This is a genomic window from Streptomyces corynorhini (assembly GCF_003346515.1).
GTDB classification, from domain to species: Bacteria; Actinomycetota; Actinomycetes; order Streptomycetales; family Streptomycetaceae; genus Streptomyces; species Streptomyces corynorhini.
Window position 1 is genome coordinate 242 of sequence record NZ_QQNA01000344.1, and the last position, 14724, is coordinate 14965.

Sequence of the window (14724 nt, forward strand, 5' to 3'; positions counted from 1 at the left end):
CCGCGATCATGGGCCCGTCCGGTTCGGGCAAGTCGACGCTGATGCACTGCCTGGCCGGGCTGGACACCGTGACCTCAGGCGAGATCCACCTCGCCGAGACGGAGCTGACGAAGCTCAAGGACAAGCATCTGACGCGGCTGCGCCGGGACCGGATCGGCTTCATCTTCCAGGCGTTCAATCTGCTGCCGACGCTCAACGCCATGGAGAACATCACGCTCCCCATGGACATCGCGGGCCGGCGGCCGGACGCCGCGTGGCTCCGGCAGGTCGTGGACACGGTGGGCCTCGCCGACCGGTTGCGGCACCGGCCGACCGAGCTGTCGGGCGGTCAGCAGCAGCGGGTGGCGGTCGCGCGGGCGCTCGCCGCCCGGCCCGAGATCATCTTCGGTGACGAGCCGACCGGGAACCTGGACTCGCGCTCGGGCGCCGAGGTGCTGGGCTTCCTGCGCAGGTCGGTGGACGAGCTGGGGCAGACCATCGTGATGGTCACGCACGACCCGGTGGCCGCCTCGTACGCGGACCGGGTGCTGTATCTGGCCGACGGGCGGATCGTGGACGAGATGCTCCGGCCGACGGCCGACGCCGTACTGGACCGTATGAAGGACTTCGACGCGCGGGGGCGGACCTCGTGACCGTCTTCAAGACCTCCCTGCGCAACTTCCTCGCGCACAGGGGCCGGATGGCGCTCTCCGCCGTCGCGGTCCTGCTGTCGGTGGCGTTCGTGAGCGGGACGCTCGTGTTCACGGACACGATGAACACGACGTTCGACAAGCTGTTCGCGGCGACGTCGGCGGATGTGACGGTCAGTCCGAAGGCGGACGACGAAAACGATCAGGGGAACGGGAACGGGAACGGGAACGGCCGGCCGGACACGCTGCCCGCCGCCGCCCTCGGTACGGTCGAGAAGGCGGCGGGCGCGCGGTCGGTCGAGGGCGCCGTCGACAGCCAGGGCGTGACGGTCGTCGACTCCGGCGACAAGAACGTGGGCAGCACCAGCGGCGCGCCCACCATCGCGGGCAACTGGACGCGCAACGACCTCCGTTCGATGAAGATCACTTCCGGTCACGCGCCGCGCGGCCCGACCGAGGTGATGATCGACGCCGACACGGCGAAGAAGCACGGTCTGAAGCTCGGTGACGAGCTGCGGGCCATCACCGCGACGGGCGATCTGACGGCGGGGATCTCCGGGATCGCCACCTTCACGGTCACCAACCCGGGCGCGACGATCCTCTTCTTCGACACCGGGACCGCTCAGCGCGCGCTGCTGGGCGCGACCGGACGGTTCAGCCATCTCAACGTCACGGCCGAGCCGGGAGTCAGCCCCACCGAGCTGAAGCGGGAGGTGACGGCGGCACTGGGCTCCGACCTCGGCCCGTACAGAATCCAGACGCGGCAGGAGAGAGCGGACGAGAACCGCTCGGAGGTCGGCTCCTTCCTGGACGTGATGAAGTACGCGATGCTCGGCTTCGCCGGAATCGCCTTCCTCGTCGGCATCTTCCTCATCGTCAACACCTTCTCGATGCTGGTCGCCCAGCGCACCCGCGAGATCGGCCTGATGCGGGCGCTCGGCTCCAGCAGGCGGCAGGTCAACCGCTCGGTGCTGCTGGAGGCGGTGCTCCTGGGGATCTTCGGCTCGGTGACCGGGGTCGCCGCGGGGGTCGGGATAGCCGTCGGTCTGATGAAGGTCATGTCGGCGGTCGGCATGGAACTGTCCGTGGACGATCTGACGGTCAGGTGGACGACCCCGGTGGTCGGGATCGTGCTGGGCGTCGTGGTCACCGTCCTCGCCGCGTACGTTCCCGCCAGGCGGGCCGGGAAGGTCTCGCCGATGGCGGCGCTGCGCGACGCGGGCACGTCGGCCGACGGCCGTGCGGGTCGGCTCAGGGCCGTCGCCGGGCTGCTGCTGACCGGTCTGGGCGCGGCGGCCCTGCTGATGGCGGCGCGGGCCGACAAGGCGGGCGAGGGCTCGCTCGCTCTCGGTGCCGGTGTCGTCCTCACCCTCCTCGGCTTCGTCGTGGTCGGCCCGATGCTGGCCGCCGGTGTCGTACGGGTGCTCGGCGTCGTCGTCCTGCGGATGTTCGGCCCGGTCGGCCGGATGGCCGAGCGCAACGCGCTGCGCAACCCGCGCCGTACGGGAGCCACCGGGGCGGCCCTGATGATCGGGCTGGCGCTGGTGGCGTGTCTGGCGGTGGTCGGCTCCTCGATGGTGGCCTCGGCCACCGACGAGCTGGACCGGTCGGTGGGCGCGGACTTCATCGTGGAGGCCGCGGGTCCCCAGCCGATCGTGCCGCAGGCGGTGGCCGCGCTGGCCGGGGCCCCGGACCTGACGCACGTCACCCACTACAAGTGGGTGGAGGCGAGGCTGACCGCACCGGACGGCACGACCAGCACGACGGGCCTGTCCGCCACGGACGAGACCTACCTCCAGGACCTGCGCCGCGAGACGGTCGCGGGCGACCTGCCCGCGGCGTACGGCAAGGACGCGATGTCGGTCGGCGAGGGCTACGCCAAGAAGCACGGCGTCGAGGTCGGTGACACGTTGACGGCTGCCTTCGAGGGCGGGCGGACGGCCGAGCTGAGGGTCGCGGCGATCACGTCGGACGACACGGCGATCGACCAGGGAGCGCTGTACACGAACATCACGACGGTGGAGCGGTACATACCGGCCGAGCGGATGCCCGGCGACCTGATGATCCTCGCGGCGGCGGCGGACGGCCAGGAGAAGCAGGCGTACGAGGGCGTCAAGGCCGCGCTCGCCGCGTATCCGCAGTACACGGTGCGCAACCAGACCGACTACAAGCAGAATCTCCAGGACCAGATCGGCCAGTTGCTGAACATCGTCTACGGCCTGCTGGCCCTCGCGATCATCGTCGCGGTGCTGGGCGTCGTGAACACCCTGGCCCTCTCGGTGGTCGAACGCACCCGCGAGATCGGCCTCCTGCGCGCCATCGGTCTCTCGCGCCGTCAGCTGCGCCGCATGATCCGCCTGGAGTCGGTGGTGATCGCCCTCTTCGGCGCCCTGCTCGGCCTCGGTCTGGGCATGGGCTGGGGTACGGCGGCCCAGAAGCTGCTGGCGCTGGAGGGCCTCGGTGTCCTGGAGATCCCCTGGCCGACGATCCTCACCGTCTTCGTCGCCTCGGCGTTCGTCGGGCTCTTCGCGGCGCTGGTACCGGCGTTCCGGGCGGGCCGGATGAACGTCCTGAATGCGATCGCCACGGAATAGGACGATAGGGTTATCTCATCTGGCCCCGGTGGATGTCCTCCAACATCCACCGGGGCCGGAGTGTGTGTGCGCCGGGTTTGCCCGCGGTGCCGTCCGAGGTCACACCCCACTGGCCCGTGCCCCCGCGGGACGGCTGCACGGTGGGCCCGGTGGCCACGTCCCGCACGTCGACCGGCGTCTTCCACGACGAGTTGAGGACGAGCGTCCCCCTCACCGTCGGGATCGACCTCACCCTGGGAGCGCTGAACCGGCTCTGACGCGCTCCGTCACACCACGACCGGCTTGCGGGCCACCGCGAAGATCCGGCGGAACGGGAAGACCGTGCCGTGCGGGCCGGCCGGGTAGGCGGTGCGGAGCAGGTCGCGGTAGCGGGTGGTGAACTCCCGCGTCGCGGCAGGGTCGTCGGCGAGCGCGGTCAGGACCGGGCGCAGGGCCGTGCCCTTGACCCAGTCGAGCACCGGGTCCTCGCCGTGGAGGAGCTGGAGGTACGTGGTCTCCCAGGCGTCCACCTCGCAGCCGAGGTCGGCCAGGCGCGTGACGTACTCGGCCGGTTCCAGGACGACGCCCGTGCGGCGGATGGGGGAGAGACGCTCGCGCCAGCGCGGGCTGTCGCAGAGGTCGGCGAGGAGGGTGTGGCTGATGGCGCTGAAGTTGCCGGGGACCTGGAAGGCGAAGGTGCCGCCGGGGGCCAGGGCGCCGATCCAGCGCGGGAAGGAGTCGGGGTGGCCGGGAACCCACTGGAGGGCGGCGTTGGAGACGATCAGGCCGTACGGCTCCTCGGGCGTCCAGTCCGTGGCGTCGGCGGTCCGGAAGTCCAGCGTGCCGCCGCCGGAGGTCGGGCCCGCGTACTCCCTCGTCGCGCGCTCCAGCATCTCGGGCGAGTTGTCGAGGCCGGTGATCCGGGCGGTGGGCCAGCGGTCGGCGAGGAGCGCGGTGACGTTGCCGGGGCCGCAGCCGAGGTCGGCGATCCTGGGCGCGCCGCCCGGCGTCGGCACCGGCGGATCGGGGACGCGGGCCAGCAGGTCCAGGAACGGGCGGCCCCGGTGACCGGCGTGCCGGAGGTACTGGCCCGGGTCCCAGTCGGCCTTGAGCGCACCGGAGGGCACGGAAGGGGCGGAAGGCACGGAAGGGGCGGAACCGGTGGCCGGGGCGGCCTGGGCGGCTGGGATGGCCGGAAGATCCGGGCCGGACGGAACTTTCGGGCCGGACGGTGTTTTGGGCATGGCTCGGTCCCTCGCTGGTCGGCGCTGCCGGGTCGTCGGCCCGGTGATTCCCACCCTGCACCCCCGCATATCTTGACGTCAAGAGACTTCACGTCGAGGGACCCTCTACACTGATCGTCATGGAGGATGAGGTCGACCGACTGGTCGCAGCATGGCGCCGCGAGCGCCCCGACCTCGACGTGGAGCCGCTTGAGGTGCTCAGCCGCGTGAGCCGGCTGGCCCGCCACCTGGACCGGGCGCGCCGGATCGCGTTCGCGGAGCACGGCCTGGAGCCGTGGGAGTTCGACGTACTGACCTCGCTGCGGCGCGCGGGCGCCCCGTACCAGCTCTCGCCCGGCCAGCTGCTGACCCAGACCCTGGTGACCTCGGGCACGATGACGAACCGCATCGACAGGCTGGCCAAGAAGAGCCTGGTCGAGCGGTTGCCCGACCCCAGCGACCGGCGCGGGGTGCTGGTCAGGCTCACCGTCGAGGGGCAGGACCGCGCCGATCAGGCACTCGCCGGGCTGCTCGCCCAGGAGCGTGCGATCCTCGCGGAGCTGAGCGGCGCCCAACGGGGCGAACTGGCTTCGCTGCTGCGGCAGTTGACCGCCCCGTTCGACAACGTTCCCGGCTGACCTCCCAGCACGGTCACCGGCCCCCGGTCCCCGTACGCCCTTGCCCGCACTCCCGTCAGGGCGTACGGGCAGGGCGTGCGGGTCAGCCCGTCGAGGTGATCACCCGGGGCGCCAGAGCCACCGGGCCCACGCCCGCCCTGCGGGCCAGCGCGACCGCCGCCAGCGTGGAGTGGACGCCGAGCTTGCCCAGCACGTTCTGCATATGCGTGCGGACGGTGTGCGGCGACAGGAAGAGCCGCTCGGCCACCGCCTTGCGCCCGAGGCCCGCCACCATGCAGCGCAGCACCTCCCGCTCGCGCGGCGTCAGCGACTCGACCAGCCGCTCGCTCTCCGTACGGTGCTTGCGTGCCGCCGTCAACTCCCGCAGGACGCCCGTGAGCAGGGCCGCCGGCAGATGCGTCTCGTCCCGCAGGACGCCACGCATCACCGCGAGCAGCCGCTGCAGCGAGCAGTCCTTCGCGACCCAGCCGGAGGCGCCCGCCTGGAGCGCCAGCGCCGCGCGGCCCGGGTCGTCCTTCTCGGCGAGCACGACCGTGCGGACGGACGGCTGGCCCGCCCTGACCCCGGCGACCAGGGAGATGCCGTCGACCGGCGTCATCACCTCGCCGTTGTCCGGTACGGCGCGGGCGACCGGCATCTGAACCGGTCCTCCCGCGCCTGCCGCGCCGTTCGCGACGGCCCCGCCGTTCGCGGTACCGCCGGTACCTCCGATTCCGGTACCGCCCGCGCCGAGATCGGCGTCGACCAGCATCACGTCGATTCTGCGCCCCTCCGCCGCCGCCCGTTCGAGGCAGCGCAGCGCCGCGGGGCCGCTGCCGGCGGCGGCGACGTCGATATCGGGCTCGGACGCGAGCGCGGCCGCGAGCGACTCGGCGAAGATGCGGTGGTCATCCACCACAAGGACCCGGATACGTATCAATGGACACCCCCTCAATGCGGGGAGCGGACGGCACAGGCACGGCGCCCGGCGTGCGGGTCATGTGTCAATGGCACGGCCGCCGCCGCGTGTTGACAGATACCCCACCCCGGGCGTCGTACCCGCTTGTCTCCACCCCTGATCAGCACCGGCCCCCACCGGTGCTGTGCATCAGCGTACGGGCGTGGGCCCCGGGTGGAAGGAAATTCACAGAACTTGCGGCCCAGGCTGTGCAAGGTGGGACGGATGTTTCCGAAGGAGACAGAAGTCGACAAAGTTCGACGGATTAAGTGTCAGAAACGATCACCATCGAGCCGCCTCTCACGCCACCCGGTGCGCCCCCCGCGACGCGATCGCCTCGAAGACCCGCGGCGCCGTGTACCCCGCCGCCGCGAACGCCTCCGTGACCGACTTCGTCACGGCGTCCGCGTCCGCCTCCTCCACCAGGACGACCGCCGAGCCGCCGAAGCCGCCGCCCGTCATCCGGGCCCCCAGCGCGCCCGCGTCGTTCGCCGCCGTGACGGCCAGGTCCAGCTCGGGGCAGGAGACCTCGAAGTCGTCGCGGAGCGAGGCGTGCCCCTCGTTCAGCAGCGGGCCCACGGCCCGGACGTCGTCCGCGTCGAGCAGCGCGATGACCTGTTCGACCCGGTGGTCCTCGGTGACGACATGGCGGGTGTAGCGCCGTATCGTCTCGCCGCCCCCCGCCGCCGCCAGCCGCTCCAGCGCGGCCGGCAGCTCCTCGTGGGCGATGTCCCGCAGCGCGGGCACCCCGAGCGCGGCGGCCGCCGCCTCGCAGCCGGAGCGCCGCTCGGCGTAGGCGCCGTCGCCGAGTTCGTGCTTGACGCGGGTGTCGACCACGAGCAGCCGCAGTCCGTGGGAGGCCAGGTCGAAGGGGACCTGGCGCTGCCCCATGTCGCGCGCGTCCAGGAGCAGCGCGTGCCCCTCGGTGCAGCAGGCGGACGCGGTCTGGTCCATGACGCCGCACGGCACGCCGGCGAAGTCGTTCTCGGCGCGCTGCGCGACGACGGCCAGTTCGGTGGCCGAGAGCCCCAGCTCGTAGAGGTCGTCGAGGGCCAGCGCGGTGACGACCTCCAGCGCGGCGGAGGAGGAGAGCCCGGCGCCGGTGGGGACGGTCGACGACAGGTGGATGTCCGCGCCGGTGACCGGGTGCCCGGCCGCGCGCAGCGCCCAGACGACCCCGACCGGGTACGCGGCCCAGCCGCCGTTGTCGGCGCCCGGGTTCTCGGAGCGCGGTACGAGGTCGGCGACGTCGAGCCGGAAGACGCCCTGCGGGATGTCGGCGGAGTGGACCCGTACGACGCCGTCGGTACGGCGCCCGACGGCGGCCAGCGCGCGGTGCGGCAGCGCGAGCGGCAGCGCGAAGCCGTCGTTGTAGTCGGTGTGTTCGCCGATCAGGTTGACCCGGCCGGGGGCCGCCCAGACGCCCTCGGGATCGGTGCCGTACAGCTGCCTGAACTCCTCGGCCAGGTCGGCCGCTGTCGCGCTGTCGCCGGTGCTGCTCACCCTTGGCTCTCCTCACTGCGTGCGAACGCCCACGCGTCCGCGACGATGCCCGCCAGGTCGGCGCGGCTCGGGCTCCAGCCGAGGCGGCGGTGTGCCGCTTCGGCGGACGCGACCAGGACGGCGGGGTCGCCGCCCCGGCGCGGGGCCACGGTCTCGGGGACCGGGTGGCCGGTCACCTCGCGTACGGTGTCGATGACCTCGCGGACCGAGAACCCCTTGCCGTTGCCGAGGTTGCAGATCAGGTGCTCGCCGCCGGTCGCCGCGTCCAGGGCGCGCAGATGGGCCTCGGCCAGATCCGCGACGTGGATGTAGTCGCGGACGCAGGTGCCGTCGGGCGTCGGGTAGTCCTCGCCGTACACGGAGATGGCCGCGCGCTCGCCGAGGGCGACCTGGAGGACCAGCGGGATGAGGTGCGACTCGGGGCTGTGCCGCTCGCCGAAGGTGGTGCCGGAGGCGGCGGTGTAGGCACCGGCGACGTTGAAGTAGCGCAGGGAGACGGCCGCGAGGCCGTGGGCCGCCGCCGCACCGCTGATCATGTGGTCGACGGCGAGCTTCGTCGCGCCGTACGGGCTGGTCGGGGCGGTGGGGTCGGACTCGGTGATGGGGGTGTCGACCGGCTCGCCGTAGGTCGCCGCGGTGGACGAGAAGACCAGCTTGCGCACGCCCGCGGCGCGCATCGCGGCGAGCAGCGCCATGGAGCCGCCGACGTTGTTGGCCCAGTACTTCTCGGGGTTGGCGACGGACTCGCCGACCTGCGAGGAGGCGGCGAAGTGCAGCACCGCGTCGTAGTCGGGGGTGAGGTGGTCCGCGGCGTCCTGGATACGGCCCTCGACGAACCGGGCGCCCGCGGGGACGGCCGCGCGGAATCCGGTGGAGAGGTCGTCGAGGACGGTCACCTCGTGCCCGGCCTCCAGCAGGTGGGCGGCGACGACGCTGCCGACGTATCCCGCGCCGCCCGTGACCAGGTACTTACCACTCATGTGCTCGCTACCTCTCGCAGTCGCTCGGCCGCGGCCTCCGGGGGCACGTCGTTGATGAACACGCTCATGCCGGATTCGGAGCCCGCGAGGAATTTCAGCTTGCCCGACGTACGGCGGATGGTGAAAAGCTCCAGGTGGAGCGCGAAGTCCGCGCGCCCGGCCGCCCGGAACGGCGCCTGGTGCCAGGCGGCGATGTACGGCGTCAGCGGTTCACCTTCGCCGAAGATCCGGTCGAAGCGTCTCAAGAGTTCCAGATACATCTGTGGGAACTCTGTGCGGGCCTCCTCGCCGAGTTCCCGCAGATCGGCCACCCGGCGCCGGGGGTAGAGGTGCACCTCGTAGGGCCAGTGCGCGGCGTACGGCACGAACGCCACCCAGTGCTCACCCGCCAGCACCACCCGGTCACCGGCCGCGATCTCCCGCTCCACGACGTCGTCGAAGAGGTTGCGGCCGGTCGTGGCGCGGTGTTCGGCCGCGGCGCGCAGCATCAGCGCGGAGCGCGGGGTGACGAAGGGGTAGGCGTAGATCTGGCCGTGCGGGTGGCCGAGGGTGACGCCGATCTCGGCGCCCCGGTTCTCGAACGCGAAGACCTGCTCGACCTCGGGCAGTTCGGCCAGTTCCGCGGTGCGGTCGGTCCACGCCGCGAGCACCAGCGCGGCCTGTTCCCCGGTGAGGTCGGCGAACGAGGCGTCGTGGTCCGAGGTGAAGCAGACGACCTCGCAGCGGCCCGCGTCCCCGGCGAGGGAGGGGAAGCGGTTCTCGAAGACGGCGACGTCGTAGTGCGCGTCGGGGATCTCGCTGAGCATGCCGTCCCGGGAGGGGCACAGCGGGCACTGGTCGGCGGGCGGGTGGTACGTACGGCCCTGGCGGTGCGAGGCGATGGCGACCGCGTCCCCGAGCAGCGCGTCGTGGCGGATCTCGGAGGTGGTGGAGATCGGGTCGAGCGGCCTGCGGTCGGGGGCGTCGCGTACGACGTCGTCGCGGGAGTCGTAGTAGATGAGCGCGCGGCCGTCCGCGAGCTTCGTCACCGTCTTCTTCATCGGTTGCCTCCGGGACGACACCAGCACGTACACATGATCACATTAAACAGAACCCAACACAACAAATCATAAACCAACAGACGCGTCAATGACAGAGCCCGGACCGTCGAAGCCGCGCCGAAGTGGCCCGCACGAGCGCGCGGACCTTCACCGATCCCGCACGTCGCGACAGACGACCACGGGGTACCGATCAGTAGGTTCGCTCAAGATTGAACAAAATAAACCAACACAACTGTTCATTTTCATACGGAAGCAGCGTAAGTTCCGGCAGGTCATTTCTTGCGACGAAGCGAGTTACCCCCCATGTCATATCTGGCCGAAGGGCTCCGTCTCCCCACGAACGGGCTCGACTACACCATCCTGGCGATCTACTTCATCGTCGTCCTCGGCATCGGCTTCGCCGCCCGCGCCAGCGTGAAGACCAGCCTCGACTTCTTCCTCTCCGGGCGCTCCCTGCCCGCCTGGGTGACCGGCCTGGCGTTCGTCGCGGCCAACCTGGGCGCGACCGAGATCCTGGGCATGGCCGCCAACGGCGCCCAGTACGGCGTCTACACGGTCCACTGGTACTGGATCGGCGCCATCCCCGCCATGGTCTTCCTCGGCCTGGTGATGATGCCCTTCTACTACGGCTCGAAGGTGCGCTCCGTACCGGAGTTCCTGCTGCACCGGTTCGGGCCGTCGTCCCATCTGCTCTCGTCGATCATCTTCGCGGTGTCGTCCGTGCTGATCGCGGGCGTCAACCTCTACGCGATGGCGATCGTCCTGGAGGCGCTGCTCGGCTGGCCCGAGTGGGTCGCCGTCGTGGTCGCGGGGTTCTTCGTCCTCGCGTACATCACCATCGGCGGGCTCTCCTCGGCGATCTACAACGAGGTGCTCCAGTTCTTCGTGATCCTCGCCGCGCTGATCCCGCTGACGATCGTCGGACTCAAGCGGGTCGGCGGCTGGGGCGGGCTCACCGACTCCCTGACCGGCTCGCACGGCGGCCAGTTCCTGAGCGCCTGGGAGGGCACCGGCGTCGGCTCGCCCAACCCGCTCGGCGCGAACTGGCTGACCATCGTGCTCGGCCTCGGCTTCGTGATGAGCTTCGGTTACTGGACCACCAACTTCGCCGAGGTGCAGCGCGCGCTGTCCGCGAAGAACCTCTCGGCGGCCAAGCGCACCCCGCTGATCGCGGCCTTCCCGAAGATCTTCATACCCATGGTCGTCATCGTGCCGGGACTGATCGCGCTGGTCATGGAGCCCACGCTCGGCAAGGCGGGCAGCGGCCTGCAGTACAACGACGCGATCCCGGTGCTCATGCGCGACCTGCTGCCGAACGGCGTGCTGGGCATCGCCGTGACCGGGCTGCTGGCCGCCTTCATGGCGGGCATGGCGGCCAACGTCTCCTCGTTCAACACCGTGTTCACCAACGACATCTGGGGCGCGTACCTCAAGAAGGACCGGGAGGACGCGTACTACCTGCGGACCGGACGCGTCGTCACGGCGGTCGGAGTGCTGATCGGCATGGGCACGGCGTTCATCGCCTCCAGCTTCAGCAACATCATGAACTACCTCCAGACGCTGTTCTCGTTCTTCAACGTGCCGCTGTTCGTGGTCTTCATCATCGGCATGTTCTGGAAGCGGACGACTCCGGCCGCCGGGTTCTGGGGGCTGCTGTCCGGCACGGCCGCCGCGATGCTCAACTACTTCTGGCTCTACAAGGGCGGGGTCATCGACATCCCCAGCGACCAGGGCGCGAACTTCGTCTCGTCCATCGTCGCGTTCGTCGTCGGCGCCGTGGTGATGGTGATCGTCTCGTACGTGACCAGGCCCAAACCGGTCGAGAAGCTCGCGGGGCTGGTGTACGGCACGCGCTCGCCCGACATGGACGACGTGGCCGCCGAGGGCGACGACGTCTGGTACCGCAAGCCGGCCCTGCTGGGCTGGGGCGCGATCATCCTGGCGGCCGTCTGCTACGTGCCCTTCTCCTTCTGACCGGGCCGAGAGGAACACAGCTCATGAGTGACTACCAGAAGAACGTCGAGGAGCTGGAGGCCAAGTCCGCCACGGCGGCCCGCCTCTTCGACATCCGCCGCATCATCGGCGGCCTCTTCGTGGTGTACGGAGTGATCGTCACGATCGCCGGGATCACCGCGTCCGACGCCGACCTGGAGAAGGCGCAGGGCATCAACATCAACCTCTGGACGGGGCTGGGCATGCTGGCGCTCGGCCTGTTCTTCCTGGTCTGGCTGAAGTTGCGTCCGACGGTCCCGCCGGCGGCGTCGGCCGGCCAGGCGGGTGCCGCCGATCAGGACGGGACGTCCGAGGGCACCTGACCGGGCCCGGCCCCGGCCCCCTCCTGCCCACCGGCCCCCGGTCCGCACAGCCGCGGCGCGTCAGCGCCCGTGCGGGCCGGGGGCGTCGGCGGCGGCGGCCTCGGGTGCGTCGCCCCGGCCCGGGTCGGCCCCACCGGTCTCGCCCCGGCCCGAGCCGCCCCGGCCCGAGCCACCGCGGTTCCCGGAGAGCGCCGCCCGGTCCAGCAGCCCGGTACGCGCCGCCAGGGCCGCCGCCTCCAGCCGGGAGCCCACGCCGAGCTTCATCAGCACGCGCTGCACATGGGTCCTGGCCGTGCTCGGCGCGATCCCCATCCCGGCGGCGATCAGCCGGGTGTCCTCGCCCTCGGCGACCCGCACCAGCACCTCGACCTCACGGGGCGTCAGGATCCGCAGCAGCCGCTGACCCTCGTCGTCCGGTTGCACCGCCGGGTTGAGCAGCTCCGTGAAGGCGCCCTGGAGCAGCTGCGGCGCCACCGCCGCCTCGCCCGCCCGCGCCTTGACCATGGCGCGCTCGACGCCCTCGATGCGCTCGTCGTGCCGTACGTAACCGGACGCGCCCGCGGCGAAGGCGGCGGCGATGCCGCGCGGGCTGGGCACCGGGCCGAGCACCACGACCGCCACCTGCGGGCGGTCCCGTTTGATCCGTACGATCGGGTCGAAGGCGCCCGGCTCCGCGGGCGCCGCCGTGCCCAGCAGGCACACCTCGGGCGCCCTGCTCACCACCAGTTCCGCGACGCCCGCGGTGGGCGCCGCCGCCGCGAGCACCCGGTGCCCGCGCAGTTTCAGCGCCGAGGCGAGCGCCTCTGCCAGCAGTCGGTGATCGTCGACCACCATGAGCCGCACGCCCATCGAGCTGCCCCCATCCCCGCAGTCCTTGATCCCTGGCCCCCCGGCCTCTTGACCCGGCAAGCTACACGCTTGTTCGACATCGCGCGCCCCTTACCCGCCAGAAGCCCCTCGGATTGCCGAATTCCCTGTCATTCGGGACTACTTACCGCCCCTCGCGGGCGGTGATCGGGTACGGAACGCCGGACGGCGGGGCCCCGGTCCGTGGGTGTCTCCCACGGGCCGGGGCCCCGCCGCCGTACCTCTTCGCGCGTCCGCGCCGCTCCTCGCGCGCCGGTTCGCCCGGCTACTTCTTCGCCGTGAACGACATCGCCAGATAGCGGCGCTGGTCGTACTCGCTCGGCTTGCTGAGGTAGGGGCTGGCGATGAACAGCCTGCCGTCCGCGTAGCGGATCTCGACCGCGCTGATCGCGCCGAGGCCCGACTCCGCGTCCCGGGTCGCCTTGTCGGCCGGGTTCTCCAGCAGCAGCGTCTCCTTGAACGAGGAGCCGTCGAGGGAGACGATCTGGCCGCCCTTGTCGTACGGGGGCGTCTTGTACGCGAGGATGTTGGAGCCGTCCATGCGCAGCGGGTACATCATGTAGCGCTCGCCCGCGTCCGCCCGGTCCGTGGTGCTCTTGCCGGTCGCCAGGTCGTACGAGACGACCTCGTTGGTGCGCCCGTACTCCCCCGTGCCCTCGTGCTCGGCGGTCGGCAGGTAGAGCCGGTCGTTGCCCACCACGATGTGCGAGCACTTCTCGACGTCCGTCGAGCCGCACCGCGCCTCGAACTTGCCGGCGGCGGAGATCTTCGCGCGCAGCTTTCCGGTCTTCTCGTCGATCGAGAAGAAGTCCGAGATGCCGCTGCCGTCGCCCGCGGTCTCGCCGACGTCGGCGGCGACGACGAGCGGCTTGGTGGAGACGATGTGCGGGTAGTCGACACCGGCCGGCATCTTGTACGAGGAGACCGGCGCGCCCGTGAGCGGGTTCAGTGCCTGGACGGTCAGCTGCGGGGAGCTGCTCGTTCCGCACCTGCGGACCGCCGCCAGCGCTTCGCCACCGCCGTAGCCCGTGTCGTAGCAGCCGTCGGAGCTGATGTCCGGCTTCCAGCGGATCGCGCCGGTCTTCAGGTCGAAGGCGGCGCCGCCGTCGAAGCCGCCGCCCGCGACGGTCTCGCCGCTGAGGGTGATCTCGGAGAAGGCGACGTCCCGGTCGCCCGCGTTGGTGCCCTGGACCGACTTGCTCCAGACGAGTTCGCCGGACTTCAGGTCGATCACGCCGACCTTCGTGCAGCGCGGGTACTTGTCGTCCGCCGAGGGCTTGTTGGCCGCGAAGGCGACCGCGGTCCTGTAGTCCTTGGAGACGTGGTCGGTCTTGGCGCACAGCTCGCCCGGCAGCGGGATGGTCCAGAGCTGGTTCCCCTTGACCAGGTCGTAGCCGACGATCTGGTTGATGCCGGTCTTCACATACGTGGTGTCGGAGATCCAGGAACCGTAGACGGAGGTCAGGTCGGTGACCTTGGGCAGCGGTACCTGGAAGGCGACTCGGCCCTTGGTGCTGGTCGGCGCCTGCTCCTGGCCGCCACCGCCGGAGACGCCCTTGTCGCCGTCGGCGGAGCTGGACGAGCCGTCCTTCTTCTTGGCCTCGTTCTTGTCGTCGTCGCCGGAGGACGTGAGGAAGAAGACGCCCGCGCCGATGATCAGTACGACGGCGACGGCCGCGGCGATGATGATCTGGAGCTGCGTCCTGGACTTCTTGCCGCCGCCGTCACCGCCGCCCGTCGCGCCGAACGCGGTGGCCGGCTGGGGCTGCTGGAACTGCTGATACTGCTGCTGCTGCTGATACGGCTGCTGCTGGTACGGAGGTTGCTGGTACGGAGGTTGCGCGGGCTGCTGGGCGGGCGGCTGCGTCGGGTAGCCGTACCCCGGCTGCTGAGGCGGCTGCGCGGGGTAGCCGTACCCGGGCTGCTGCGGCGGGGGCCCCGGGGGCTGGGCCGGGTATCCGTAGCCCGCGGGCGGCGGGTCCTGCGGCGGACCGAACCCCCCGGCGGGGGGCTCCTGTG

The 14724-nt window shown here is 71.2% G+C and carries 12 protein-coding genes; 5 read left to right on the forward strand and 7 right to left on the reverse strand.

What is annotated here, in order from left to right; genetic code table 11:
- Together DVH02_RS31540 and DVH02_RS31545 are read left to right on the forward strand one after the other, a co-directional pair.
- The coding region (locus DVH02_RS31540) for an ABC transporter ATP-binding protein (protein ID WP_233518576.1) at positions 1-632 on the forward strand (632 nt) is incomplete at its 5' end.
- A complete protein-coding gene (locus DVH02_RS31545) occupies positions 629-3223 on the forward strand; it encodes an ABC transporter permease (RefSeq protein ID WP_114627270.1) in 2595 nt (864 codons plus the stop codon). The genes DVH02_RS31540 and DVH02_RS31545, both read left to right, overlap by 4 nt.
- Before the next feature lie 266 nt (positions 3224-3489).
- On the opposite strand, the gene DVH02_RS31550 is transcribed toward DVH02_RS31545, so the two are convergent.
- Complete coding sequence (locus tag DVH02_RS31550) at positions 3490-4347, reverse strand: trans-aconitate 2-methyltransferase (protein WP_233518577.1); 858 nt, start codon at positions 4345-4347, stop codon at positions 3490-3492.
- Between the two features lie 218 nt (positions 4348-4565).
- On the opposite strand from DVH02_RS31550, the gene DVH02_RS31555 reads away from it, so the two are divergent.
- On the forward strand, positions 4566-5063 hold the full coding sequence (locus tag DVH02_RS31555) for a MarR family winged helix-turn-helix transcriptional regulator (RefSeq protein WP_114627272.1): 498 nt from the start codon (positions 4566-4568) through the stop codon (positions 5061-5063).
- An 82-nt stretch (positions 5064-5145) separates the two neighbouring features.
- On the opposite strand, the gene DVH02_RS31560 is transcribed toward DVH02_RS31555, so the two are convergent.
- From DVH02_RS31560 to galT, 4 genes are all read right to left on the reverse strand, one after another.
- The gene (locus tag DVH02_RS31560; protein WP_114627273.1) at positions 5146-5982 is read right to left on the reverse strand and encodes a response regulator transcription factor; all 837 of its coding nucleotides are present in this window, start codon (positions 5980-5982) and stop codon (positions 5146-5148) included.
- Between the two features lie 318 nt (positions 5983-6300).
- Positions 6301-7503 carry a galactokinase gene (gene galK, locus DVH02_RS31565; protein ID WP_114627274.1) on the reverse strand — a complete coding sequence of 401 codons (1203 nt, stop codon included), beginning with the start codon at positions 7501-7503 and terminating at the stop codon, positions 6301-6303.
- On the reverse strand, positions 7500-8483 hold the full coding sequence (gene galE / locus DVH02_RS31570; protein ID WP_114627275.1) for a UDP-glucose 4-epimerase GalE: 984 nt from the start codon (positions 8481-8483) through the stop codon (positions 7500-7502). The genes galK and galE overlap by 4 nt, the downstream gene beginning before the upstream one ends.
- Entirely contained in the window at positions 8480-9523 is a 1044-nt protein-coding gene (gene galT, locus DVH02_RS31575) for a galactose-1-phosphate uridylyltransferase (protein WP_114627276.1), read from the reverse strand. Before galT ends, galE begins: the two co-directional genes overlap by 4 nt.
- 303 nt (positions 9524-9826) lie before the next feature.
- On the opposite strand from galT, the gene DVH02_RS31580 reads away from it, so the two are divergent.
- Together DVH02_RS31580 and DVH02_RS31585 are read left to right on the forward strand one after the other, a co-directional pair.
- The gene (locus DVH02_RS31580) at positions 9827-11497 is read left to right on the forward strand and encodes a sodium:solute symporter family protein (protein WP_114627277.1); all 1671 of its coding nucleotides are present in this window, start codon (positions 9827-9829) and stop codon (positions 11495-11497) included.
- Positions 11498-11520: 23 nt separating this feature from the next.
- Positions 11521-11838 carry a hypothetical protein gene (locus DVH02_RS31585; RefSeq protein ID WP_114627278.1) on the forward strand — a complete coding sequence of 106 codons (318 nt, stop codon included), beginning with the start codon at positions 11521-11523 and terminating at the stop codon, positions 11836-11838.
- A 60-nt stretch (positions 11839-11898) separates the two neighbouring features.
- Here the strand turns inward: DVH02_RS31585 and DVH02_RS31590 are convergent, their stop codons facing one another.
- Positions 11899-12687, reverse strand: coding sequence for a response regulator transcription factor (locus tag DVH02_RS31590; RefSeq protein WP_233518578.1), 789 nt, complete (start codon positions 12685-12687; stop codon positions 11899-11901).
- Between the two features lie 283 nt (positions 12688-12970).
- On the reverse strand, positions 12971-14724 hold a 1754-nt coding region (locus DVH02_RS31595; RefSeq protein WP_114627279.1), incomplete at its 5' end, for an outer membrane protein assembly factor BamB family protein.

What these genes read in the sequence shown, in the direction of transcription:
- DVH02_RS31555 (WP_114627272.1), top strand. Translation starts at nt 4,566, where the DNA reads ATGGAGGATGAGGTCGACCGACTGGTCGCAGCATGGCGCCGCGAGCGC.
- galE (WP_114627275.1), bottom strand. Translation starts at nt 8,483, where the DNA reads ATGAGTGGTAAGTACCTGGTCACGGGCGGCGCGGGATACGTCGGCAGC.
- galT (WP_114627276.1), bottom strand. Translation starts at nt 9,523, where the DNA reads ATGAAGAAGACGGTGACGAAGCTCGCGGACGGCCGCGCGCTCATCTAC.
- DVH02_RS31580 (WP_114627277.1), top strand. Translation starts at nt 9,827, where the DNA reads ATGTCATATCTGGCCGAAGGGCTCCGTCTCCCCACGAACGGGCTCGAC.
- DVH02_RS31585 (WP_114627278.1), top strand. Translation starts at nt 11,521, where the DNA reads ATGAGTGACTACCAGAAGAACGTCGAGGAGCTGGAGGCCAAGTCCGCC.
- DVH02_RS31590 (WP_233518578.1), bottom strand. Translation starts at nt 12,687, where the DNA reads ATGGGCGTGCGGCTCATGGTGGTCGACGATCACCGACTGCTGGCAGAG.